Here is a 22,366-nt window from a genome sequence, read left to right on the forward strand (position 1 = left end):
AAGGCCCCGGTGCGCGCACCGGGGCCTTCGCCGTGGTCTATTCGGCGGGGGAGTCCCCTGCGGCCTTCGCGGCCTTCTTCTCCGCCCGGCGGGCCCGGCGCTCCTCCTTGCGGCGCTCCTTCTCGGCCCGGCGGCGCTCCCTGCTGTCGGCGCTCTGCTCCTTGCGGGCCTCGCGCGCCTCCTCCTCGAGCTCGGCCTTGACCGCCTGCGCGTAGCGGTCCACGTACTCCTGGCCGGACAGCTCCATGAGCGCGTACATGATCTCGTCGGTGACGGCGCGCAGGACCCGCTGGTCCTTCTCCATGCCGTAGTACCGCGAGAAGTCCAGGGCCTTGCCGAACTTCACCACCGGGCGGATGCCCAGCTTGGGGACGGTGCGCCCGGGGGGCATGATCTTGTCGGCGTTGATCATCGCCATCGGCACCACCGGGACCCGCGCCTCCAGCGCGATGCGCGCCACGCCGGTGCGGCCCCGGTACAGGCGGCCGTCGGGGGAGCGGGTGCCCTCGGGGTAGATGCCCAGCAGGTCGCCGCGCTTGAGCACCTTCAGCCCGGTGCGCAGCGCCGCCTCGCTGGCCTTGCCGCCGGAGCGGTCGATGGGGATCTGGCCCACGCCGGAGAAGAACGCCCGGCTGGCCAGCCCCTTGACCCCGGTCCCGGTGAAGTACTCCGCCTTGGCCAGGAACGTGATCTTGCGCGGCAGCGGCAGCGGCCCGAAGAAATGGTCGGAGAACGACAGGTGGTTGCCCACCATGAGGGCGGGCCCGCGGCGCGGCACGTTCTCCACGCCCTCGGCGCGGGGCTGCCACAGCACGGCCAGGATCGGCCCCAGGATCGCCTTGACCACCCAGTAGAACATCTCTTCGGATCACCCCTGCACACGCGGGGAGCTCCGGGCAGGGTCTGCCGCGATCCGCTGTCCCGCTCGGCCAGCACTGCGATGAGGATACTCAGTTCGTGCCACGTGATGCGCGACACCCCTCTTTGGGGACGAGAGCGGAACATGGGTGCCCACCCATGACAAACGGTCCGCGGAACGGTTAGCCTCACGCCTGTGAAGCCGGGGTGACCGCCGCGGCACCGTCGTCCTGTCACGCGCGCCGCGGCGCCGTACGCATCCCTGGGGGAAGTCCGTGAGACCGACCGAAGACACCGCGCTGATCCCCGGGGCGGAGCCCTTCAGCCACCACGGCTCCGGTGTGGGCGTCCTGCTGTGCCACGGGTTCACCGGCTCCCCCCGCTCCATGCGCCCCTGGGCCGACCACCTGGCCGCGGCGGGCCTGAGCGTGGAGCTGCCCCTGCTGCCGGGCCACGGCACCGTCTGGACCGACATGGCCCTCACCACCAGCGACGACTGGTACGCCGAGGTCGAACGGGCGCTGCTGGAGCTGTCCTCGCGCTGCTCCGAGGTCTTCGTCATGGGCCTGTCCATGGGCGGCGCACTCTCCCTGCGCCTGGCCCAGGAGCACCCGGACCTGGTGCGCGGCCTGGTCCTGGTCAACCCCTCGCTGGCGGTCGAGGACCCGCGGCTGCCGCTCATCGCGCCGTTCCGCACCCTGGCGGCCAGGTTCCTGCCCTACACCCCCGGCCTGGAGAGCGACATCGCCAAGGACGACGTCGGCGCCGGTGAGGGGGGCTACGACCGGGTCCCCACCGCGGCCGCCGCGACACTCCCGAAGCTGTGGCGCGCGGTTCAGGAGGGCATGTCCGGTTTGCGCGCGCCGATTCTGGCCTACCGGAGTCCCCAGGACCACGTTGTCGGACCGCGCAGTCTGCGTATCCTCGCTAGGAGAGCGGTCAACACCCGGCTGACGATCCACCTGCTCCACGACAGCTATCACGTGGCGACCCTCGACCATGACGCCGCCGACATCTTCGACGGAAGCCTCGCCTTCGTGCGGGCCCACGCCAGAAGCGGGGAAGGAGCCGACCGATGACGCAACGTCGGGGTAACGGCCTGCTCGCCGACGCCTACGTGCCCCTGATCCTGCTCGCGCCCACGCACGCCGACCTGATGCTGGAGGCGCTGCGGCGCAGCGGTATCGCGGCCTACGCGGTGCCGCTGGCGGAGGACGTCCTGGAGCCCCCCGGGGGCGACGGGGACGATCCGCCCACCGACCACCTGTACGTGGACGCCGAGGAGCGCGTCGCGGCCGAGCGGGTCCTGGGCACCGAACTGCCGGAACTGGGGGTGCGCGCGGTCCCCGAGGCCGAGGAGCGCCGCGAGGAGGCCGACGCCGACGACCAGGAGGCCGCCGTCGGCGGGGACCTGCTGGACGGCCCGCCCGGGAACGTCGACCCGGACGCCCCTCCGGCGCGCTCCGCCGACGAGGACGCGGTGTGGAACGACCTCGTCGCCCGCTTCTACGACGACGACGCTCCGTCCTCCCGCGGCGCCCGGTGGCCCGACGCCGAGAACGCCGGTCCCCCCGCGCCCCGCGGGAGGACGGAGACGCCGACGCCGGGGGACATCCTCGCCGGCGACCCCGACGACGAGGACGACGACGAGGAGGCGCTGCGCCGCGCCGAGGACGAGCTGGAGGGCCACTACGAGCCGCCGCCCCCGCCGCCGCTGCTCCAGGGCGACCGGCTGGGCATCGCGGCCTGGTTCGGCCTGCTGGGCGGACCGGTCCTGGTGTTCGGCGCGGCCTTCCTGGGGCTGACCCTGCCCAACTGGCTGATGTTCATGGCGGTGGTGGCGTTCCTGGCCGGGTTCGTCATCCTCATCCTGCGCATGACCGACGGCAGGCCGCCGGGTGACAACGGTCCCGACAACGGGGCGGTGGTCTGAGCCCTGGGCTTCGACATCCCCCTGTGGCGCGGCATCTCGCTGTTCCGCGCCGCGGCCCTGGTCTATTCGCTGCTGCTGCTCGTCCAGCACCACGAGCACCTGACCCGCCCCTGGCTGGGCTGGACGGTCCTGGTCGCCATGGCGGCCTGGACGGTGGTCGCCTCCTCCGCCTACGCCCGCCCGGAGCTGCGCACCGGGCGGCTGCTCCTGACCGACCTGGCGGTGGCCTTCGCCTGCCTGTTCGCCACCGCCCTGGCCGCCACGCCCTTCTACCTCACCCAGGCGCCGCCGCTGAGCGGCTACTGGTTCGCCGGGGCGGCGCTGGCCGCCGGGGTCGTCTGGGGGCGCCGGGGCGCGGGCGCCGTGGCCGTGCTCTACGGCGTCGCCGACATCACCCTGCGGGTCGTCATGGGCGCCCCCATCACCCCGGCCACGGCGCGTGGCGTGGTCCTGCTCCTGCTGGCCGGGCTGGCGGTCGGCTACATGGCGCGCGTGGCCGGGCAGGCAGAGGAGAGGTTCGCCCGGGCGGTGGCCCTGGAGGCGCGCCTGCGCGAGCGCGAGCAGCTGGCCCGCTCCATCCACGACTCGGTGCTGCAGGTGCTGACCCTGGTGAGCCGCCGCGGCGCGGAGGCCGGGGGAGAGGCCGCCGAGCTCGGACGCCTGGCCGGGGAGCAGGAGGTCCGGCTGCGCGCCATGATCACCGACGGGCTCACCGACCTCACCGGGGTCCCGCCCGGGCCGGGGGCGGCGCGGTCCGCCGCGGCGCCGGGCCCGGCGGACGCGGGGGCCGGCGCCGACCCCGAGGTCGACCTGCGCGATCCCCTGCGCCGCCTGGAGTCGGTGCGGGTGTCGGTGTCGGCCCCGGCCACCCCGGTGCCGCTGCCCGGCGCCGTCGCGGCCGAGCTGCTCGCCGCGGTCGAGGCGGCGCTGGCCAACGTCGTGCTCCACTGCCCGCCCGGGACCCGCGCCTGGATCCTCGTGGAGGACGAGGAGGACGCCGTCACCGTCACGGTCCGCGACGAGGGCCCGGGCATCCCGGAGGGGCGCCTGGAGGAGGCGGGCCGGGAAGGGCGGCTGGGCGTCGCCCAGTCCGTGCGCGGGCGGCTGCGGGATCTGGGCGGCACGGTCGAGGTCTTCTCCGCCCCGGGCCAGGGCACCGAGGTGGAGATGCGCCTGCCCCGCTGACCCCGGGGGCCGGGCCCGCCGGGTGCGCGGGCCGCCAGAGGGGCGGGAGGTCAGAGGGGCGGGCCCTGGCCCGGCTCCTCCTGGTGGAAGAAGCGCTGCTCGCGCCACGCCTCGGCCAGGTTGTGGTAGCCGCGCTCCTCCCAGAACCCGCGCCGGTCGGCGGTCATGTACTCCACCGCCCGCAGCCACTTCACGCTCTTCCAGCCGTACAGGTGCGGCACCACCAGCCGCAGCGGGTGGCCGTTCTCCGCGGGCAGCGGGGCGCCGTCCCGGTGGGTGGCCAGCAGCACGTCCTCGCGCAGGAAGTCGTCCAGGCGCAGGTTCGCGCTGTACCCGTACTCGCCCCACGCCATCACGTGCGTCACCTCGGGCGCGGGCGGCGCGGCCTCCACCAGGTCCAGGGCGCGCACCCCCGACCAGCGCACACCGGGGATGCTGAACCGCATCACGCAGTGGAAGTCGCTCACGCGGTCGGTGCGGGGCAGGCGGGAGAACTCCTGCCAGGTCCACCGGTACGACCCCAGGTCCTCGGTCGCCCCCATGACCCGGAAGTCCCACTTCTGCGGGCGGAAGGCGGGCACCGGACCGTAGTGCAGGGCCCGGTGTCCGGTGGTGCGCGCCGCCTGCCCGGGCGGCAGCCGCCGGTCGCCGTGGTCGTCCAGGTCCTCCGCTGACTCGGACACTCGGCCTCCTGTTCCTCTCGTCCGATCGCCATCCTGCCAGGCGGCGACGAGAGGTAGGTCACGCGCCCCCGTCGTGCGACGATGCCGCGACCGTGCGCTATAGTCACAGCCATGCAGCGGAACTTCTGGCGCTTTTATGGCTACCGGCCCTACACCCCGGTCGCCTGTAAAGCGCTGCGCTGACACAGACGACAGGAGCCCCGGGCCGGTAGCGGCCCGGGGCTCTTTGTGTTCCGGCACCGCGCACCGGGCCACGGCTCTCCCGCACCACATCCAACGACAGGCAGGGAAACCCACATGGTCATCGTGATGGCGCCGGGCGCCACCTCGGACGACATCGACTCGATCGTCGAACTGGTCGCCTCCTCCGGCGGCGAGGCCTACGTCACCCGCGGCGTCAGCCGCACCATCATCGGCCTCGTCGGCGACGTGGAGCGCTTCCAGGACCTGGGGCTGGCCGCCAAGCCCGGCGTCGCCGACGTCCTGCGCATCTCCGCCCCCTACAAGCTGGTCAGCCGGGAGAACCACGACAGCCGCAGCGTCGTCAGCGTCCGCGGGGTGCCGATCGGCGGCGACAACGTCACCGTCATCGCGGGCCCGTGCGCGGTGGAGACCCCCGAGCAGACCCTGGCCGCGGCCCGGATGGCGCTGGAGGCCGGCGCGTCCCTGCTGCGCGGCGGCGCCTACAAGCCCCGCACCTCGCCGTACGCCTTCCAGGGGCTGGGCGAGGCCGGCCTGAGGATCCTCGCCGACGTCCGCGAGGAGACCGGGATGCCGATCGTCACGGAGGTCGTGGACGCCGCCGACGTCGAGCTGGTCGCCTCCTACGCCGACATGCTCCAGATCGGCACCCGCAACATGCAGAACTTCGCCCTGCTCCAGGCGGCGGGCGCCGCGGGCAAGCCGGTGCTGCTCAAGCGCGGCATGAGCGCCACCATCGAGGAGTGGCTGATGGCCGCCGAGTACATCGCCCAGCAGGGCAACCTCGACATCGTCCTGTGCGAGCGCGGCATCCGCACCTTCGAGAAGGCCACCCGCAACACCCTGGACATCAGCGCGGTCCCGGTCGCGCAGAACCTGTCCCACCTGCCGGTGATCGTCGACCCGTCCCACTCCGGCGGCAAGCGCTCGCTGGTGCTGCCGCTGTCGCGGGCCGCCGTCGCGGTCGGCGCCGACGGCGTCATCGTCGACGTCCACCCGCACCCGGAGACCGCCCTGTGCGACGGCCCGCAGGCCCTGGTCCAGGAGGACCTGGCCGAGCTGCGCGACCTCGCCGGGACCCTGGCGGCGCTCACCGGGCGCACGCTCACCCCGGCGCCCGGCCACGAGCTCGCCGGGCTCTGAGACCCCGCGGCCACGACGACGGGGCCGTGCGCGGACCGTGGACCCACGATCCGCGCACGGCCCCGTCGTGTCGGGCCGTCCGGGCCCGCCGGGAGCGTCAGACCCTGACCGCCGCGGCCTTGGCGGGCTCCAGCCGGGCCGGGGCGGCCTCGCCCAGGAAGCTGGGCTTGTGCACCTGGGCGGTGGTCACCAGGTACTCGGCCAGCTCCTCGGCGTCCAGGCGCTTCTCGATCTGGCGCAGGTCGGGGATCTTGGCCGCCGTCTCCACCTGGCGCGGGGTCAGCATGGTGCAGCAGTCCTCGTCGGGCAGCTCCGAGATGGACAGGGTCCCGATCCGGCGGGCCTGGTCCATGATCTCTGTCTTGTCCATGCCGATCAGCGGGCGCAGGATGGGCAGGTCCACCGCGTCGTCCAGCGCCGTGAGGTTGGTCATGGTCTGGCTGGAGACCTGTCCCAGCGCGTCGCCGGTGATCAGGCACTCGGCCTTCAGGTCGTCGGCGAGCACCTCGGCGGTCTTGAGCATGAGCCGCCGCTGGGCGACGATCTGGAGCCGCTCGATCCCGGAGCTCTTGAGCTGCTGCTGGGCCTTGCCGAAGGGGATCACGAACAGGCGCGAGCCCACCTGGTAGCGGTCCAGCTGGCGGACCAGGCTGTAGGCCTTGTAGATCGACTCCGGGCCGGTGAACGGCATCCCGGAGAAGTGCAGGAAGTCCACCTTGAGTCCGCGCCGGATCATCCGGTGCGCCGCCACCGGCGAGTCGATGCCGCCCGACATCAGGACCAGGCCGCGGCCGCTCATCCCGGCGGGCAGCCCGCCCTGCCCGGGGACGCCGTCGGTGAAGACGAACGCCTCGTCCTTGTCCACCTCGACGTACAGGGTGTTGTCGGGGCGCTTGAGGTTCACGGGGTAGCCGTGCGCCTTGATGATCTCCGAGCCCAGGTACCCGGCCAGCTCGGAGGAGGTCATCTCGAAGCGCTTGTCGCGGCGGCGGGCGCGCACCGCGAAGGTGCCCTCGCGGCCCTCCATGGAGCGCACGGCCACGTCGGTGACCGCGGCCAGGTCCTTGGGCACCCGGCGCACCAGGTGCACCCAGACGACGCCCATGACGTTGGCCATGCGGTCGGCGATCTCGGCGACCTCGAGGTCGGAGGCGCCGGGCTTGCGCACGATGATCACGCCGGAGCCGCGCTGGGAGACGCGGATCTCGCCCAGGTCGCGCACGGACGAGCGGATGTTGTTGTGCAGGCGGCGCTCGAACAGCTTGCGGTTGGAGCCCTTGAGGACGATCTCGCCGAGCTTCATGAGCACGCAGAGTTCGCCCAGCCCGTCCCCGGCTCCTCCGACGGGGACCGGCGCGGACTCAAGCGACGCGGACATGGGTGCTACCTCCGGATAGACATGCGTGGGTGCCCGGTTGCCGTGATCGGACCGGCGGTGGCGGGAAACCGGGATCGCCCATCGCCGTACTTCTACCAGTATCGAACATCTCCGCCACCGCTCCATCCAAATTTCGGTCCGGACGGAAGACGACGCACCCGGTTGACCACCGTGCGTATCCGCCGGGGGAAACCTAGGATCGCGGCATGGCCTTGTTCGTCCACCTCACCCCCGCCGCGAACACCGTGCGCCTGCGCCGCTCGGGGGTCCGTGCGGCAGGCCGCGGCCGCGGCCGGGGACGCGGCGTGTACTGCTTCCCGGTACTGCCCTGCTACACGCTCACCCACCAGTGGCTGCGGGAACTCGCACGTGACGACGACCACCGGCGGTTCGTCGCGGTGCACATCCGGCTGGACGACGACCAGCCGGTGACCGTCGGGCACTACGCGAACCGGCCGCTGCGGGTCACCGCGGGGGAGGCGGTGCGGATCGTGCGGGCCCTGCCGGACCCGCGGGGCTGGGAGGTCTTCGTCCCCCGCACCGTCACGGTGCGTGAGATCCACCGGGTGCGCGGAGTGGCCCCGGACGCGGGCCGGCACCCGGAGGGCGCCTTCGACTGCCCCTGCGCCGTCCGGCTCGGCGAGCCCGTGCTCTCCTGAGGCGCCCCGAACGCGGCCGCCCCCTCCCGGGAGCCGTGGGAGGGGGCGGTGCGCGGCGGGCCCCTCAGGGGCCCGCGGGGGAGCGTGTTCCGCCGCTCCCCGAGAACTCCGGCCCGGCGCCTGTTCTCTTGAACGCCCTCCTGCGCCGCCGGGGGTTCGCGAGGCGCCCGGAGGGGCGGAGGTCCCCGCTCTCAAGGGGCGCCGGGCACGAACCGAAGCGGAGCGGAGGTCCGAGAGAACACGGCCTAGCCGAAGAAGACCTCGGCCTCGGCGTAGCGCTCGACGGGGACCGTCTTGAGGGTGTCGGTCGCCTCGGCCAGGTCCACCCGGACGATGTCGGTGCCCTGGAGGCCGACCATCTTGCCGAACGCCTTGTCGTACACGGCCTCGATGGCGTTGACGCCCAGGCGGGTGGCGAGCACGCGGTCGAACGCGGTCGGGGTGCCGCCGCGCTGCACGTGGCCCAGGACCACCGAGCGGGCCTCCTTGCCGGTGCGCCGCTCGATCTCGTCGGCGAGGGTCTGGCCGATGCCGCCCAGGCGCACGTGGCCGAAGGAGTCCTTCTCGCCGGTGGCCAGCTCCATCTGGCCCTCCTTGGGGTGCGCGCCCTCGGCGACCACGATGATCGGCGCGTACTGGGTGCGGAAGCGGCTCTCGACGTGCGCGACGACCTCGTCGATGTCGAAGGGGCGCTCGGGGATGAGGATGACGTTGGCGCCCGCGGCCATGCCCGAGTGCAGGGCGATCCAGCCGGCGTGGCGGCCCATGACCTCCACGACCAGGGCGCGGTGGTGCGACTCGGCGGTGGTGTGCAGGCGGTCGATCGCCTCCATGGCGATGTTGACGGCCGTGTCGAACCCGAATGTGTAGTCCGTGGCGTTGAGGTCGTTGTCGATGGTCTTGGGCACGCCCACCACGTTGACGCCGCGGTCGTGGAGCTGGCGGGCCACGCCCAGGGTGTCCTCGCCGCCGATGGCGACCAGGGCGTCGACGCCCAGGCCGGCCATGTTGTCCTTGACGCGCTCGACGCCGCCCTCGATCTTCATGAGGTTGGTGCGGGAGGAGCCCAGGATGGTGCCGCCGCGCGGGAGGATGCCGCGCACCGCCTCGACGTCCAGGGGCATGGTGTCGCCCTCCAGGGGGCCGCGCCAGCCGTCCCGGAAACCGACGAACTCGTAGCCGTAGTCCTTGATGCCCTTGCGGACCACGGCCCGGATGACCGCGTTCAGACCAGGGCAGTCGCCGCCACCGGTCAGCACCCCGACGCGCATACGAATCTCCTCGACGTTGTGGGTTCCACGGCGCTTGGCGCCATATGGTCTAGACCATAGTGGTACGGGCGATCCCAGGCCAACCCGGGCCGGTGAACACCGTCCGAACTCCGCCGCGGTCCGCCCGGAACGGGCCTCCTGTACCGGTTCGCGCCGTCCGGAGGGGCCCGCCGAGCGGTCCTTTCGGGGCCCGTTCCCCGCCCCGCGCCGGGTCAGTCGTCGAGGCCGCGGTCGATGGCGTAGCGCACCAGCTCGACCCGGTTGTGCAGGTGCAGTTTGGTGAGGGTGTTCTGCACGTGGTTCTGCACCGTGCGGTGGGCGATCGACAGCCGCTCCGCGATCTGCTTGTAGGCCAGCCCCTTGGCGACCAGGCGCAGCACCTCGGTCTCGCGCGGGGTCAGCGCCGGGGCGCCGTCGTCGGCGTCGCGCTCGCGCGAGGACGAGAGCCTGCGGTACTCGCCCAGCACCAGCCCGGCCAGGCCCGCGGTGTAGACGGCCTCGCCCCGGTGCACCCGCCGCACCGCGTCCAGGAGCTCGTCGCGGCCCGCCGACTTGACCAGGTAGCCGGTGGCCCCGGCCTTCACGGCGGCCAGCACGTCGTCCCCGGCCCCGCTCGCCGACAGCACCAGCACCCGGGGCGGCTCGGCCAGGGCCGTCAGCCCCGCCGTCAGCTCGACCCCCGTCATGTCCGGCAGGTGCAGGTCGACGATGGCCAGGGTGGGCCGGGCCGCGGGGGCGATCCGCAGCGCCTTCGCGCCGTCGCCCGCCGTACCGACCACGGTCAGCCCGGCCTCGTCGAGGTCGCGCGCGACCGCGTCGCGCCACATGGGGTGGTCGTCCACGACCAGGACCCGGATGTCCTCACTGCTCTCCATGGCGGTGACCCTATCCCGCCCCGGTCCGCGGCGCCCCCGCGCGTCCGCACCCGGCCGGGGCCCGGGACACGGGAGGGGCGGCGCTCCGGCGCGCCGCCCCTCCCGCCTCACCCGTACCGGGTCAGTCGTCGTCCTCGCCCTCGAACGCGAAGGGGGTCGCGGTGATCGTGATCTCGGTGCCCTCGGGCGCCTTGCCGGTGTGCGACTGCTCCGCGACGATCCGGCCGCCCAGGATGCGCTCCACCTTCACCTTGAACCCGGCGTCCTCCAGCTCCTCCTTGGCGTCGCGGACGCTCATGCCCACGACGTCGGGGATCTCCACCCCCGGCGGGCCGGTGGAGACGGTCAGCTCGACCACGCTGCCCGCGCTCAGGGTGGCGCCGGTGTCGGGGTTCTGGCTGATCACCAGGCCCTCGTCGACGCTGTCGCTCTCGACCTCGACGATGTTCACCGTCAGGCCCAGGTCCGTCAGCGTCCGCTCGGCGTCCTCGACCTTCTGCCCGGCCACCGGCGGGACGTCGATGCCGCGGCTCACCTCGAAGGTGACGGTCGACTCCCGGTCGGCGACCTGCCCGGGCTCCGGGTCGGTGGAGATGACCTGGCCCGGCGGGACGTCCTCGGCGTCGACGACGTTCTGCTCCAGGTTCTCCGGGGCGAACCCCAGCTCCTCCATCTCCTTGAGCGCGTTGGAGATGTCCTCGCCCTTGAAGTCGGGCATCTCGACCTCGCGCGGCCCCTTGGACAGGCTGATGGTCACCTCGTCGCCGGGGGAGAGCCGCTCGCCGGCCTCGGGGTCCACCGCGCCGACGGTTCCCGCGGTCTCGTCGCTGTAGACGGCCTCGTCGGCCACCAGGCACTTCAGGCCCGCGTCGCGCACGGCGGCGCAGGCGGCCTCCTGCTCGGCGCCGACGACCTCGGGCACCTCCTCGAACCGCCCGACCAGGAACCACCACCCGGCGACGAACACGATCAGGGCCAGGGCCGCGGCGCCCGCGCCCAGCAGCACCCCGCGGCGCCGGCCCGGGGGACCGTCCCCGGGGTAGTCGTCCGCGTAGTCGTCGTCATCGTCGTAGGGGGCGCCCGGGCCCATCTCCACGATCATGGTGGCGTTCTCGGTCCCGGGCCCGGCCCCGCCCGCGATGAGCTGCGGGGCGGTGACGGCCGCCGTCGCGGCGGCCGCCGGGGCGACCGGGGGCAGCGGGCCGCCCGTCTCCGGGGTCTGCGGCAGCCGGTGCAGCACCTCCAGCACCTTGGCCAGGAACTGCCCGGCGTTGCCCGGCCGGTAGCGGGGGTCGCGCTCGGTGGCCTTGGTGACCAGGGCGTCCACCTCCGGCGGCAGGCCCGGCAGGAAGTGCGAGGGACGCGGGACGTCCTCGTTGACGTGCTGGTAGGCGATCGCGATGGGCGTCTCGCCGGTGTGCGGCTGGCTGCCGGTGAGCAGTTCGTAGAGCATGATCCCGGCCGCGTACACGTCGGTGCGCGCGTCGGCGGTGCCCCGCTCGATCTGCTCCGGCGCCAGGTAGGCGGCGGTGCCCATGAGCGTCCCGGTGCGGGTCAGGCCCTGGGTGGACTGCTCCACCGCGCGCGCCAGGCCGAAGTCGGCGACCTTGATCCGGCCGTCCTCGGTGATGAGCACGTTCTCGGGCTTGATGTCGCGGTGCACCATGCCGGCCTGGTGGGCGGCGCCCAGCGCGGCCAGCACCGGCGCCATCACCTGGAGCGCGTCGCGGGCGGACAGCCGCCCCCGCTCCTTGAGCAGGGCGCGCAGGGTGCGCCCCGGCACGTACTCCATCGCCAGGAACACGTGCCCCCGGTCCTCGCCCTGGTCGAAGACCTGGACGACGTTGGGGTGGGAGAGCTTGGCGACGGAGTGCGCCTCGTTGATGAAGCGCTGGACGAAGGTGGGGTCCTGGGCCAGCGAAGGGTGCATGACCTTCAACGCCAGCCGGCGGTCCAGCCTCAGGTCGTGGGCGACGTAGACGGTCGCCATCCCGCCTCCGGCGATCCTGGACTCTACGAAGTAGCGTTGGTCCAGAGTGGCGCCCACGAGCGGGTCGGAAGTCGTCATGTCCACGGCGGAGTAGTGTCCTTGCTGCGGGGAGCGCGGGCTGTCGCGGTCGGTGGCGCGTACCCGACACCGGGTGTCGAACCGACACGATAGCGGAAGCCCGTCCCGGGTCTGCCCCGCGGTTCACGGCCGCGCCGCCCCTGCTCCACGGGGGGTGGGACGCGCGGTCCTGGGTCGTCCTGGGGTGCGCCGGGCCCCGCTTCCGGGCGGTGCGCACCCCTCTTCACGGTAGGGGATGGGGGCAACGCCGCGGTGCCGCCGCACCGGCGGCCTTCCCGATGGCCACCGGTCAGTGCTCTGAACAGCGATGACGCCGTGTGCGGCCGGGTCGGTGCGGTGCGCTCCGGCCTGAGCCGGACCGCCGGTCGGTGACCGCGTCCCCCGTGTATCTTCGTCGCTCGCCGAGCGCATTCGGTTCCGGATCGCTCGCATGATCACGGAAGGGACCCGGTCCCCACGTGTTCGAGGTCTCTTCCGGCGGGCCCCGCCTCCGCCGGAGGCGGGGCCCGCGCGCCGGGGTTCCGCTCAGTCGGCGGCCGGGGAGGAGGCGCGGGCGTGCCGCCGCACGGGGATGCGCCCCGCCAGCCGGGCGGCGCGCCCGGCGCGGACCGCGTCGCGCATCGCCCGGGCCATGAGCACCGGGTCCTCGGCGCGGGTCACCGCGCTGGCCAGCAGCACCGCGTCGCAGCCCAGCTCCATGGCCAGGGCGGCGTCGCTGGCGGTGCCGATCCCGGCGTCCACGATCACGGGGACCCCGGCCTGCTCCACGATCAGCTCCAGGTTGTGCGGGTTGCGGATGCCCAGCCCCGAGCCGATCGGCGCGGCCAGCGGCATCACCGCCGCGCAGCCGACCTGCTCCAGCCGGCGGGCCAGCACCGGGTCGTCGTTGGTGTAGGGCAGCACGGTGAACCCCTCGTCCACCAGCCGCTCGGCGGCCTCCAGCAGCTCCACCGGGTCGGGCAGCAGCGTGTGCTCGTCCGCCACGACCTCCAGCTTCACCCAGTCGGTGTCCAGCGCCTCCCGGCCCAGCCGGGCGGTGCGCACCGCGTCGGCCGCGGTGAAGCACCCGGCGGTGTTGGGCAGCGGGCGGATCCCGTTGCGCTCCAGCACGTCCCAGACCGAGCCGCGGGCGCCCGGGGTGACCCGGCGCATGGCCACGGTGGTCAGCTCGGTGCCGGAGACGGTCAGGGCCTCCTCCAGGACCTCCAGCGAGGGCGCGCCGCCGGTGCCGGTGATGAGCCGGGACCCGAAGGAGACCCCGGCGATGACCAGGGGGTCGTCGATGTGCTCGGTCACGGTCAGCCCCCCTGGACGGCGGTGAGGACGTCGACGCGGTCGCCCGCGCCCAGCCGGGTCCCGGCCCAGGCGGCGCGGCGCACCACCTCGTCGTTGACGGCGACGGCGATGCCGCCGGGGATGGCGCCGCCGTCGGCGGCGGTCAGGTCGCGCACGATCTCCTCGACCGTGGTGGTGTCGGCGGCCTCGCGGCGGTCGCCGTTGACGATCAGCTCCACAACTCTCACTTCCACGTCGTCTCGCCTGCGCGGTCGGCGGCGAACCGCTCCGCGTACTCGGGCAGGGTCCCGGTGGCCAGGGCACGGGCCATGACCTCGCCGGTGACCGGGGTCAGCAGCACCCCGTGCCGGAAGTGCCCCCCGGCCAGGTGCAGGCCGGGGACCCGGGTGGGGCCCAGCAGGGGTTCGTTGTCCGGGGAGCCGGGGCGCAGGCCCACGCAGGTCTCGGTGACCTCCAGCTCGGTCACGCCGGGGACCAGCTCGCGGGCGTCCCGGAGCACCTGCCACAGCCCGCCCGCGGTCAGGGAGGTGTCGTAGCCCAGCTCCTCCTGGGTGGCGCCGATGACGATCTCGCCGTCGGCGCGCGGCACCAGGTAGACGGGGAAGCCCCGGACCAGGCCGCGCACCGTCCGCTCCACGAGGGGCGGCTCCCCGGCGGGCACCCGCGTGCGCAGCAGCTGCCCCTTGACCGGGCGCAGCGGCGGCACGACGGGCTCGGGCAGGTCGATCCGGTCGCTCCAGCACCCGGCGGCGACCACCACCTGGTCGGCGGGCAGCTCCCGGCCGTCGTCCAGGACCGCGCCCAGTCGGGCGCCCCCGGCGCCGGGCGAGCGCACGGCCGTGACACGCCCGCGGACCTCCGCGGCCCCGGCGCGCTCCCCGGCCACCGCCAGGGCGCGCAGCAGCAGGCGCGGGTCCACCGAGTGGTCCTGTGGGGCGAGCACGCCACCGCGCACCGCGGGGGCCAGCATCGGCTCCAGCCGCCGGCACTCCCGACCGCTCAGGCGCTCGGTCTCCACCCCCAGGCGCTTCTGGAGGTCGTGCAGGCGGTCCAGGACCGCCATGTCGTCGGCGTCGAAGCCGACCAGCAGTGTTCCGGTGGTGCGGTAGCCGACGCCGAGCCCGCTCGCGGCCTCCAGTTCGGCGACGAAGTCCGGGTACAGGGAGGCCGACCGGATGCCGAACTCCATGAGGGGCTCCTCGCCGAACACCGCCTCGGTGGCCGGCGTGAGCATGCCCGCCGCGACGGTGGACGCGGCCCGGGCGCCGGCCGGGTCGGTGACGGGGTCGGGTTCGACCAGGGTGACCCGGTGTCCGTCCTGTGCCGCCCGCCAGGCGGTCACGCGGCCGGCCAGGCCGCCGCCGACCACGACGACGCCGTGGCCGCCCTCCGGCCCCCCAGAGGTAGGACGAATCGTGTCGGGGCGCCGTTCGGTCTCAGGGGTGCGCACGGTGCTGCCTCCGCTCCCTTCGCCGGCATGATCCGGATCAGGTTCGTGCGGTCGGGGGCGGCAGCCCCCCTCTCAGCCGGGTCCACCCGGCTCCCGCGGGACGTCTGTGTTCGCCCCACATACTACGGCCCCCGGATCCGGGGGCCGGAGCCGGTGTCCGCGGCGTGCGTGGTGTCCGCGGGACCGGGCCTGTGGCAGATTGGTGGGGTGACATCTAGCGATACCAATCTCGACACCCTGGTCGGCGAGTGGCTGACCCTCAAGGAGGCGGCCGCGCCTCTGGGCGTGAGCCCGAACCGCATCAAGACGCTCATCCGCGAGAACCGGCTCATGGGCGTGGTCCGCGGCGGCGAACTCTCGATCCCGGCCGCCTTCGTCGACGGTGACGACCTCGTGAAGGGGCTGCCCGGTACCCTGGTCCTGCTCAGCGACGCGGGCTACTCCACGGAGGAGGCGCTGCGCTGGCTCTTCACACCGGACGACACGCTGCCCGGGACCCCGATCCAGGCGATGCGCGAGAACCGGGGCACCGAGGTGCGCCGCCGCGCCCAGAGCCTGGCCTTCTGACGCCCCTGCCGGGGTGGGCGCGCCCGCGTCGCCCGCCCCCTTGGGCCCGCCGGGGCCAGGGCCTAGGCTGGTGGGCGTGAGGACCAGCCACGGAACCAGCCTGCGCAAGCGCCTGGACGCATCCCTTCTGTACCTGTGCACCGACGCCCGCCGCGAGCGCGGCGATCTCGCCGAGTTCGCCGACGCCGCGCTGTCCGGGGGAGTGGACATCGTCCAGCTCCGGGACAAGGGCCTGGAGGCGCGCGAGGAGCTCGCGGCCCTGGAGGTGCTGCGGGAGGCGTGCGAACGCCACGGCGCCCTGCTCGCGGTCAACGACCGCGCCGACATCGCCCGCGCGGTGCGCGCCGACGTGCTCCACCTGGGGCAGCGCGACCTGCCGGTGCCCATGGCCCGCGACGTCATCGGGGCCGATCCGCTGATCGGGCGCTCCAACAACGACATCGACACCGCCCGGGCCTGTGCCGAGGAGCCGGGCAGCGACTACTTCTGCGTGGGCCCGGTCTGGGCCACGCCCACCAAGCCGGGCCGCCCGGCGGCCGGGACCGGACTGGTGGAGCGGGCGGCCGCCCTGGGCACCGACCGCCCCTGGTTCGCGATCGGCGGCATCGACCTCGACAACGTCGACCGGGTCCTGGACGCCGGCGCACGCCGGATCGTGGTGGTGCGCGCCGTCACCGAGGCCGAGGACCCGGCGGCCGCGGCCGCGGCCCTGCGCGACCGCGTCGCGGCCCGGCAGGGCTGAGAGCGGGCGGCCCCGATCCCACCGGACCGGGGCCGCCGCCGTACCCGGAGGAGTCAGCGCCGCCCGGCGGCCCGCCGGAACAGCCACCCGGTGAGCGCGGCCCCCGCCAGGCCCAGGCCCGCCAGCCACAGCAGTGCGGCGGCGGCGTGGTCGCCGGGCGCGGTGCCCGAGGTGAGCGCGCGCAGGGTCTCGGTCACCGGTGTGACGGGCTGGTGCGCGGCCACCCCGTGCAGGAACCCCGGCAGCCCCTCCAGCGGAACGAACGCCGTGGACAGGTAGGGCGGGAACAGGGCGACGAACGCGAACGTGGCGGCGGTGTCGGGGCCGCCGGAGGCCAGTCCCCAGGCGGCGGCCAGCACGGTCAGCACCGTGATGTACCCGGCCAGCAGCGCGGCGGCGCCCAGCCACTCCAGGGGACCGGCCTGCGGACGGAAGCCCAGGGCCACCGCCACCGCCAGGACGACCGCCGTGGACAGCAGGTTGCGCAGCACGCTCGCCGCCACGTGGCCGGTGATGACGGCCGAGGCCCGAACCGGCATGGTCCGCAGCCGCCGCACCACCCCCTTGGACAGGTCGGCGTGCACGGCCGTCGCGGTCATCGCCGCCCCGAAGCCGGCGCACAGCAGCATCACGCCCGGGGTGACGTACTCCACGTAGGGACCGCCCGCCATGTCCTGCACGGCGGTCCCGAAGACGGTGACGAACAGCAGCATGATCGCGACCGGGGCCACCACCGCGGTGACGGTCCCGTCGGGGTTGCGCAGGGAGTGGACCAGGCCGCGCCCGGTCATGACCCGTTCGGCGCGCAGGAGGCTCACGGTCGTCCGCCCCCGTCCCCGGTCAGGGCGAGGAACACGTCGTCCATGCCGGGCGTGCGCACCTCCACGCGGGCGACGGCGATCCCGGCCCGGTGCCGTTCGTCGAGCACGCGCCGCAGCCGGTCGGCGGTGCCGTCGCCGGGGACCCGTTCGGTGCCGCCGTCGGCCAGGGAGAGCTCGATCCACTCCCCGCCCACACGGCGCTTGAGCTCCGCGGCCGTCCCCTCCGCGACGATCCGGCCGCGGTCGAGCACGGCGATCCGGTCGGCCAGCACGTCGGCCTCCTCCAGGTACTGGGTGGTGAGCAGGACGGTGGTCCCGTCGGCGGCCAGGTCGCCGACCGTGCGCCACAGGGCCCGCCTGCTGCGGGTGTCCATGCCGGTGGTGGGCTCGTCCAGGAACACGACCGAGGGCGAGCCGGTCAGGCCCGCCGCCAGGTCCAGGCGCCGCCGCATGCCGCCGGAGTACTCGGCGACCCTCCGGTCGGCCGCGCCGACCAGGTCGAAGCGCTCCAGCAGTTCCGCCGCCCGGTCCCGGGCGGCGCGGCGCCCCGCGCCCAGCAGCCGGGCGACCATGACCAGGTTCTCCCGGCCGGTGAGCTCCTCGTCGACGGTCGCGTACTGGCCCGTGGCGCTGATCTCGCGGCGCACCCGCCGGGCCCTGCGCACCACGTCCAGGCCGAGCACCTCGGCGGTGCCCGCGTCGGGGCGGACCAGGGTGGTCAGCACGTCGATCAGGGTGGTCTTGCCCGCCCCGTTGGGCCCCAGCAGCGCGAAGACGCCTCCCGCGGGCACCTCTAGGTCGACGCCGACGAGGACCTCGTGTCCGCCATAGCTCTTGTGCAGGCCCCGGACGGCGATGGCGGGCGCCGCTCCGGGGGGATGTGCCTTGTCCATGCCGTACAGAGTAACCCTTACGCAGTACCATTGCGCAACCCCTACGCAGTAAAAGGCCGGGTGCGGCCGCGCCCGGCACGGGCCGTCACTACGCTGGGGGCATGCCAGAACAGGAGACCGACCCGGCCCTCGTGATCCCCAAAGCCCTGCTGTCCGCCTGGGGGGCGCACCCCGTCAGCCGCAAGGGCCCCCGGCCCAGCCTGACGGTCGGGCGGATCGTGGAGGTGGCCGTGGGACTCGGCGACCGGCACGGCCCCGGGGCCATCACCATGAGCCGCACCGCCGCCGAGCTGGGGGTGGGCACGATGTCCCTGTACCGCTACGTCGAGTCCCGCGCCGACCTGCTCCTGCTGGCGGTCGACGCCGCGCTGGGCTCCCCGCCCCCTCCGGCGGGCGCCACCTGGCGCGAGCGCACCGCCGAACTTGCCCGGGGGCTGCGCCGGGTCTACCGCGCCCACCCCTGGGCCGCCGAGGTCCCCGTCACCGCCGAGCCCCTGGCGCCCTCGTTCGTCCGGTGGACGGAGGAGGGGCTGGCCGCGCTGGAGGAGACCGGCCTGGACGTGTCCGACCGCGCGCAGATCCTCATCCTGCTGTGGACCTACGCCCGGGCGGAGGGGGAGCTGGCCGGCGACCAGGCCAGGGTCCGCGCGAGCGAGGAGATGGACGCCGCCACGGCCCACCGGGCCTTCGGCCACCGGTTGCGCACCCTCGTCCCCGAGGACGCCTTCCCGCGTGTGCGCGAACTGCTGGCCGCCGACCTGCTGTCCCCGGAGCGGGCCGCGCGGGCGGACGACCCGGCGCAGGACGAGGCGGAGTTCGACCTGGCCGTCGGGCTCATCCTCGACGGTGTGGCGGCCCGCGCCGCCCGCCGCGGGGACTGAGCCCGCAGCGGAGGGACGGGGACGAAGGGTCCGGGTTCAGGGGGTCAGCAGCACCTTGCCCAGGACCCGGCGCTCCTCCAGGGCCCGGTGGGCCTCGTCGGCCCTCTCCAGGGGCAGGGCCAGGCCGATGTGCGGGACCAGCTCCCCGGCCCGGGCCAGTTCCAGGGCCCGGGTCAGGTCGTCCGTGCCGCCCTCGACCTCGGACTTGATGTCGAACAGCCCGAAGACCCGGACCTTGTGCTCGCGGGCCCGGGCGGGCTCGATCTCCGCGAACCGGCCCCCGGCCGACCCGTAGTTGATGTACGTCCCGCCCTCGGCGACCGTGGTGAAGGCGGCCTCGCCCAGGGACGACCCGGCCCCGTCCAGGGCCGCGTCCACCCCGCCCCCGCTCAGCTCCAGCACCCGGTCGGCCCAGCCGGTCAGGGAGTAGTCGACCGCCTCGTGCGCGCCCAGTCGGCGCGCCAGGTCGAGCTTGGCCCCGCCCCGGGCGGCGGCGATCACCCGCGCCCCGGCCCGGCGGGCCAGCTGTACCGAGAGGCTGCCGGCGCCCCCGGCCGCCGCGGTCACCAGCACCGTCTGCCCGGCCCGGTACCCGGCGGTCCGGGCCAGCGCCAGCGCGGTGGGGCCGTCGTGCAGCAGGGCCAGCGCGTCGCGCGGGTCGACCCCCTCGGGGACCCGGACCAGGCCGTCGGCGGGGACCACGGCCCGTTCGGCGTACCCGCCGACGGGGAGCCTGCCGCCCTCTCTGTTCTCCTCCCCGGTGTCGGCCACCACGCGGACCCCGACCCAGGCGGGGTCCACGTCCGGCCCGACCCGGGTCACCGTCCCGGCGACCCCGGTCCCGGGGGTGTACGGGGGGACGACGGGGAAGTGGTCGCGTCCCCAGCCCGAGCGGACCAGGACCTCCAGGTACATCACGTTGGCGGCCCCGACCGCGATCTCCGCGGTGCCGGGCCCGACCTCGGGCTCGGGGACCTCCCGGGCCACCAGTACCTCGGGCCCGCCGAACCGTTCGACTCGTACCGCACGCATGGGACTTCCCTCCGGTGTCCGTCCGCCGCGCTCCGTGCGCGACACCGTCCACCCTCCAACCTCAACAAATATTGAGGTCAAGGCCCGCGCAGCGGGAGCGCGGGCACGGGAATACACCGGCGGGCCCCGGGGGAGGGGCCGGAGCGGCTCAGACGGACACGTGCGACAGGGCGCTCGGATGGCGGCGCAGGAAGCCCTCGATCGACCGGGCCGGGTGCCCGGTCAGCTCCGGCACCGCCGACGACACCGTGTCCAGCTCCCCGGCGGCGATCGCCTCGTAGGAGGACACCCACCCCTCCAGCTCCCAGTCGGGCGCGCCGGTGGCCTTGCGGGACAGCAGCGCCTCCTCCCGGGTCTCGGGCACGTACCGGATGGTCCGGCCGGTCAGCGTGCTCAACCGCTCCACGGTGGCCCCCAGCGACAGGGCCTCCGGGCCGGTCAGGTCGTAGGCCGCGTTCTCGGCGGCCGCCGCGACCGCCGGGTCGGTCAGCACCGCCGCGGCGGCGTCCGCGATGTCGTCGCGGGCCACCCAGGCCACCCGCCCGTCCCCGGCCGGGCCGCGCACCACACCGTCATCGTCCACCCAGTGCGGCAGCAGGTCCAGGTACAGCGAGGGTCTCAGGAAGGTGTACGCCACCCCCGTCGACCGGATGTGCGCCTCGGTGAAGAAGTGCGTCCGCGCGAACGTGAACGTCGAGGCGGGCCCGGCCCGCAGGAACGACAGGTAGACGATGCGCGAGACCCCCGCCGCGACCGCCGCGTCCACCGCGCTCAGGTGCACGTCGATCCGGTCCTGCGACTCCGTCGCCGAGACCAGGAACAGCGTGTCCACCCCCCGGCAGGCCCGCTCGAACCCGGCGGTGTCCTCATAGGCCGCCATCGCCGCGCTGCTGCCGGGGTACTCGGGTGCGCGGTTGATGTCGCGTACGATGAGCCGCTGCGCCCGCCCCAGCCGCGCGATGCGGGCGGCCACCCGCCCGCCCACCGCCCCGGTCGCCCCGGTCACCCCTATGGTGTGGTTTGTCATGTGATCGTCGCCCATGACACCCCATCCTGAACGACGAGGGCGCGCCGGGCACTCACCGGCGCGCCCGTTTTTGCGCGCCCGGATCAGGGAGTGGCGTGCTCTTGGTCCTCGGCCCCGGGCGGCCGCCCCTGGGCCTGCACGGCCTTCCCCGCGGCGCGCCGGTAGGAGAGCCTGCGCAGCAGCACCTCGGCCGGTCCCCGCCTGCCCGCCCGCTCCATCAGGTAGGCGGCCACCACCGTGGCCAGCCACACCCCGACGGCGTACAGGAACATCGTCCACGAGGTCAGGTACGCGCCCAGGCCCAGGCCCCAGGCGGCCAGCACCGGCGCGCACAGCACCGACTGGGCCAGGTAGGAGGACAGGGACCGCTTGCCGGTGGCCGTGATCGCGGTCGGCACGACGCCGTGGTCGCGCCCGCGGCGCCGGAGGGAGTGTGCGATCAGGGTGATGAGCGCGACGTAGCCCAGGCCGCCGAACAGGCCGGAGAACATGTGCGGCACCGCGAGCATAGAGCCCTGCGCCTCGTTCACCTCCCACAGGCCCACCTGCGCGAGCGCGTCGGGCAGAGCGCCCAGCCAGGCGATCGGGATGCCCAGCGCGGCGGTCCACCGCAGCAGGGCCAGGTGGCGCTCCGGCTCCTCCAGGACCCGGCGGCGCGCCGCCCAGAACGCCAGCAGGATCATGGTCGGCACCACCAGGCCCAGCAGGCCCTGCGCGACGCTGATCAGCGGCCACACGGTGAGGCGGCCCAGGGCGGCGGCGAGGATCGAGGCCTCCCCGGCGCTGTCGGCCATCCCGTCCATCCCGCCGGACGCGGCGGCCCCGCCCTCAGGGGCGAAGACGATGCCCACGACGCTGAACGCGGTCAGCAGGCCGAGCAGGCCGATGAACACGCCGGCCCACACCAGCAGGGTGGCGTCCTTGCGGCGCAGGAACAGCCAGGCCAGGACCAGCCCGGCCAGGCCGTAGGCGCCCAGCACGTCGCCGAACCACAGCAGCAGCGCGTGGAAGAAGCCGAACACCAGGAGCCACAGGTTGCGCCGCCGCAGCAGGGCGTTCACGTCGGCGGGGGAGGATCCGGCGGCCTCCTGGCGCATCGCCAGCTGCACCATGCCGTAGCCGAACAGGAAGGCGAACATCGGGTAGCTGCGGCCGTCCACCACCACGATGGTGAAGAACTGTGCGACCGCGTCGAGCGCGCCCTGGGGCTCGGGGTGCGCGTTCAGGCCGCCCATGGGGACCGCCCACAGGTACCAGACGGTGTTGGCCAAGGCGATGAACAGAAGCATGAAGCCGCGGGCCAGGTCGGGGGCGAGCGCTCGCTCGCCCGCTCCGACCGGACCTCTCGCGGCGGTGTGCCGAGACATTGGGGACGCCCCTCCGGTCGCGATATATCTCCTATC

22 protein-coding genes and 1 riboswitch are annotated in these 22,366 nt (G+C 74.3%); of the genes, 8 read left to right on the forward strand and 14 right to left on the reverse strand.

Features of this window, described 5'->3' with window-relative positions; translation table 11 throughout:
- Nucleotides 1-37: 37 nt before the first annotated feature.
- Nucleotides 38-859 carry a 1-acyl-sn-glycerol-3-phosphate acyltransferase gene (locus K1J57_RS18990; protein WP_220559910.1) on the reverse strand — a complete coding sequence of 274 codons (822 nt, stop codon included), beginning with the start codon at nucleotides 857-859 and terminating at the stop codon, nucleotides 38-40.
- A 274-nt stretch (nucleotides 860-1,133) separates the two neighbouring features.
- Between K1J57_RS18990 and K1J57_RS18995 the strand changes: the two genes are divergently transcribed.
- The 3 genes from K1J57_RS18995 to macS are packed head-to-tail and all read left to right on the forward strand — an operon-like array spanning nucleotide 1,134 to nucleotide 3,976.
- Entirely contained in the window at nucleotides 1,134-1,937 is an 804-nt protein-coding gene (locus K1J57_RS18995; protein WP_220559911.1) for a carboxylesterase, read from the forward strand.
- Nucleotides 1,934-2,791, forward strand: a complete 858-nt coding sequence (locus tag K1J57_RS19000) for a hypothetical protein (RefSeq protein WP_220559912.1) — start codon at nucleotides 1,934-1,936, stop codon at nucleotides 2,789-2,791. The genes K1J57_RS18995 and K1J57_RS19000 overlap by 4 nt, the downstream gene beginning before the upstream one ends.
- 57 nt (nucleotides 2,792-2,848) lie before the next feature.
- Entirely contained in the window at nucleotides 2,849-3,976 is a 1,128-nt protein-coding gene (gene macS, locus K1J57_RS19005) for a MacS family sensor histidine kinase (RefSeq protein ID WP_370634682.1), read from the forward strand.
- Nucleotides 3,977-4,026: 50 nt separating this feature from the next.
- Here macS and K1J57_RS19010 read toward each other — a convergent pair whose 3' ends face one another.
- Nucleotides 4,027-4,572 carry a molybdopterin-dependent oxidoreductase gene (locus tag K1J57_RS19010; RefSeq protein ID WP_370634683.1) on the reverse strand — a complete coding sequence of 182 codons (546 nt, stop codon included), beginning with the start codon at nucleotides 4,570-4,572 and terminating at the stop codon, nucleotides 4,027-4,029.
- Between the two features lie 384 nt (nucleotides 4,573-4,956).
- Here K1J57_RS19010 and aroF point away from each other — a divergent pair, with 384 nt between their 5' ends.
- Nucleotides 4,957-6,003 (forward strand): 3-deoxy-7-phosphoheptulonate synthase, encoded by a 1,047-nt coding sequence (aroF, locus tag K1J57_RS19015; RefSeq protein WP_220559914.1) that lies wholly within the window; start codon nucleotides 4,957-4,959, stop codon nucleotides 6,001-6,003.
- 97 nt (nucleotides 6,004-6,100) lie between these two features.
- On the opposite strand, the gene thiI is transcribed toward aroF, so the two are convergent.
- Complete coding sequence (gene thiI, locus K1J57_RS19020) at nucleotides 6,101-7,381, reverse strand: tRNA uracil 4-sulfurtransferase ThiI (RefSeq protein ID WP_220559915.1); 1,281 nt, start codon at nucleotides 7,379-7,381, stop codon at nucleotides 6,101-6,103.
- A gap of 206 nt (nucleotides 7,382-7,587) precedes the next feature.
- Between thiI and K1J57_RS19025 the strand changes: the two genes are divergently transcribed.
- The gene (locus K1J57_RS19025; protein WP_220559916.1) at nucleotides 7,588-8,040 is read left to right on the forward strand and encodes a hypothetical protein; all 453 of its coding nucleotides are present in this window, start codon (nucleotides 7,588-7,590) and stop codon (nucleotides 8,038-8,040) included.
- A gap of 245 nt (nucleotides 8,041-8,285) precedes the next feature.
- On the opposite strand, the gene K1J57_RS19030 is transcribed toward K1J57_RS19025, so the two are convergent.
- The 6 genes from K1J57_RS19030 to thiO all read right to left on the reverse strand — a co-directional run bounded on the left by K1J57_RS19030 (nucleotide 8,286) and on the right by thiO (nucleotide 14,964).
- Entirely contained in the window at nucleotides 8,286-9,311 is a 1,026-nt protein-coding gene (locus K1J57_RS19030; RefSeq protein WP_220559917.1) for a 6-phosphofructokinase, read from the reverse strand.
- Between the two features lie 212 nt (nucleotides 9,312-9,523).
- Entirely contained in the window at nucleotides 9,524-10,186 is a 663-nt protein-coding gene (locus K1J57_RS19035; protein WP_220559918.1) for a response regulator transcription factor, read from the reverse strand.
- A 121-nt stretch (nucleotides 10,187-10,307) separates the two neighbouring features.
- Nucleotides 10,308-12,260, reverse strand: a complete 1,953-nt coding sequence (gene pknB / locus K1J57_RS19040; protein ID WP_220559920.1) for a Stk1 family PASTA domain-containing Ser/Thr kinase — start codon at nucleotides 12,258-12,260, stop codon at nucleotides 10,308-10,310.
- Nucleotides 12,261-12,779: 519 nt separating this feature from the next.
- Nucleotides 12,780-13,538: a thiazole synthase gene (locus K1J57_RS19045; RefSeq protein WP_220565644.1), complete on the reverse strand. Its 759-nt coding sequence runs from the start codon at nucleotides 13,536-13,538 to the stop codon at nucleotides 12,780-12,782.
- A gap of 14 nt (nucleotides 13,539-13,552) precedes the next feature.
- Entirely contained in the window at nucleotides 13,553-13,768 is a 216-nt protein-coding gene (gene thiS / locus K1J57_RS19050; RefSeq protein WP_220565645.1) for a sulfur carrier protein ThiS, read from the reverse strand.
- Between the two features lie 5 nt (nucleotides 13,769-13,773).
- Nucleotides 13,774-14,964, reverse strand: coding sequence for a glycine oxidase ThiO (gene thiO / locus K1J57_RS19055; RefSeq protein ID WP_220565646.1), 1,191 nt, complete (start codon nucleotides 14,962-14,964; stop codon nucleotides 13,774-13,776).
- Nucleotides 14,965-14,997: 33 nt separating this feature from the next.
- Nucleotides 14,998-15,107: riboswitch (TPP riboswitch) on the reverse strand.
- 100 nt (nucleotides 15,108-15,207) lie between these two features.
- Here thiO and K1J57_RS19060 point away from each other — a divergent pair.
- A complete protein-coding gene (locus tag K1J57_RS19060; protein ID WP_220559921.1) occupies nucleotides 15,208-15,567 on the forward strand; it encodes an Rv2175c family DNA-binding protein in 360 nt (119 codons plus the stop codon).
- A 76-nt stretch (nucleotides 15,568-15,643) separates the two neighbouring features.
- A complete protein-coding gene (gene thiE / locus K1J57_RS19065; RefSeq protein ID WP_220559922.1) occupies nucleotides 15,644-16,309 on the forward strand; it encodes a thiamine phosphate synthase in 666 nt (221 codons plus the stop codon).
- 53 nt (nucleotides 16,310-16,362) lie between these two features.
- On the opposite strand, the gene K1J57_RS19070 is transcribed toward thiE, so the two are convergent.
- The gene (locus K1J57_RS19070) at nucleotides 16,363-17,127 is read right to left on the reverse strand and encodes an ABC transporter permease (RefSeq protein ID WP_220559923.1); all 765 of its coding nucleotides are present in this window, start codon (nucleotides 17,125-17,127) and stop codon (nucleotides 16,363-16,365) included.
- Nucleotides 17,124-18,023: an ATP-binding cassette domain-containing protein gene (locus K1J57_RS19075; protein WP_220559924.1), complete on the reverse strand. Its 900-nt coding sequence runs from the start codon at nucleotides 18,021-18,023 to the stop codon at nucleotides 17,124-17,126. Before K1J57_RS19075 ends, K1J57_RS19070 begins: the two co-directional genes overlap by 4 nt.
- 101 nt (nucleotides 18,024-18,124) lie before the next feature.
- Between K1J57_RS19075 and K1J57_RS19080 the strand changes: the two genes are divergently transcribed.
- A complete protein-coding gene (locus K1J57_RS19080; protein WP_220559925.1) occupies nucleotides 18,125-18,904 on the forward strand; it encodes a TetR/AcrR family transcriptional regulator C-terminal domain-containing protein in 780 nt (259 codons plus the stop codon).
- Nucleotides 18,905-18,940: 36 nt separating this feature from the next.
- Here K1J57_RS19080 and K1J57_RS19085 read toward each other — a convergent pair whose 3' ends face one another.
- The 3 genes from K1J57_RS19085 to K1J57_RS19095 form a co-directional block, all read right to left on the reverse strand.
- Nucleotides 18,941-19,936 (reverse strand): zinc-binding dehydrogenase, encoded by a 996-nt coding sequence (locus tag K1J57_RS19085; protein WP_220559926.1) that lies wholly within the window; start codon nucleotides 19,934-19,936, stop codon nucleotides 18,941-18,943.
- 148 nt (nucleotides 19,937-20,084) lie between these two features.
- The gene (locus K1J57_RS19090) at nucleotides 20,085-20,978 is read right to left on the reverse strand and encodes an NAD(P)H-binding protein (RefSeq protein ID WP_220559928.1); all 894 of its coding nucleotides are present in this window, start codon (nucleotides 20,976-20,978) and stop codon (nucleotides 20,085-20,087) included.
- A gap of 68 nt (nucleotides 20,979-21,046) precedes the next feature.
- Nucleotides 21,047-22,330, reverse strand: a complete 1,284-nt coding sequence (locus K1J57_RS19095; RefSeq protein WP_220559929.1) for a DUF418 domain-containing protein — start codon at nucleotides 22,328-22,330, stop codon at nucleotides 21,047-21,049.
- Between the last annotated feature and the right edge of the window lie 36 nt (nucleotides 22,331-22,366).

This window comes from Nocardiopsis sp. MT53 (assembly GCF_019598965.1).
Taxonomy (GTDB): domain Bacteria; phylum Actinomycetota; class Actinomycetes; order Streptosporangiales; family Streptosporangiaceae; genus Nocardiopsis; species Nocardiopsis changdeensis.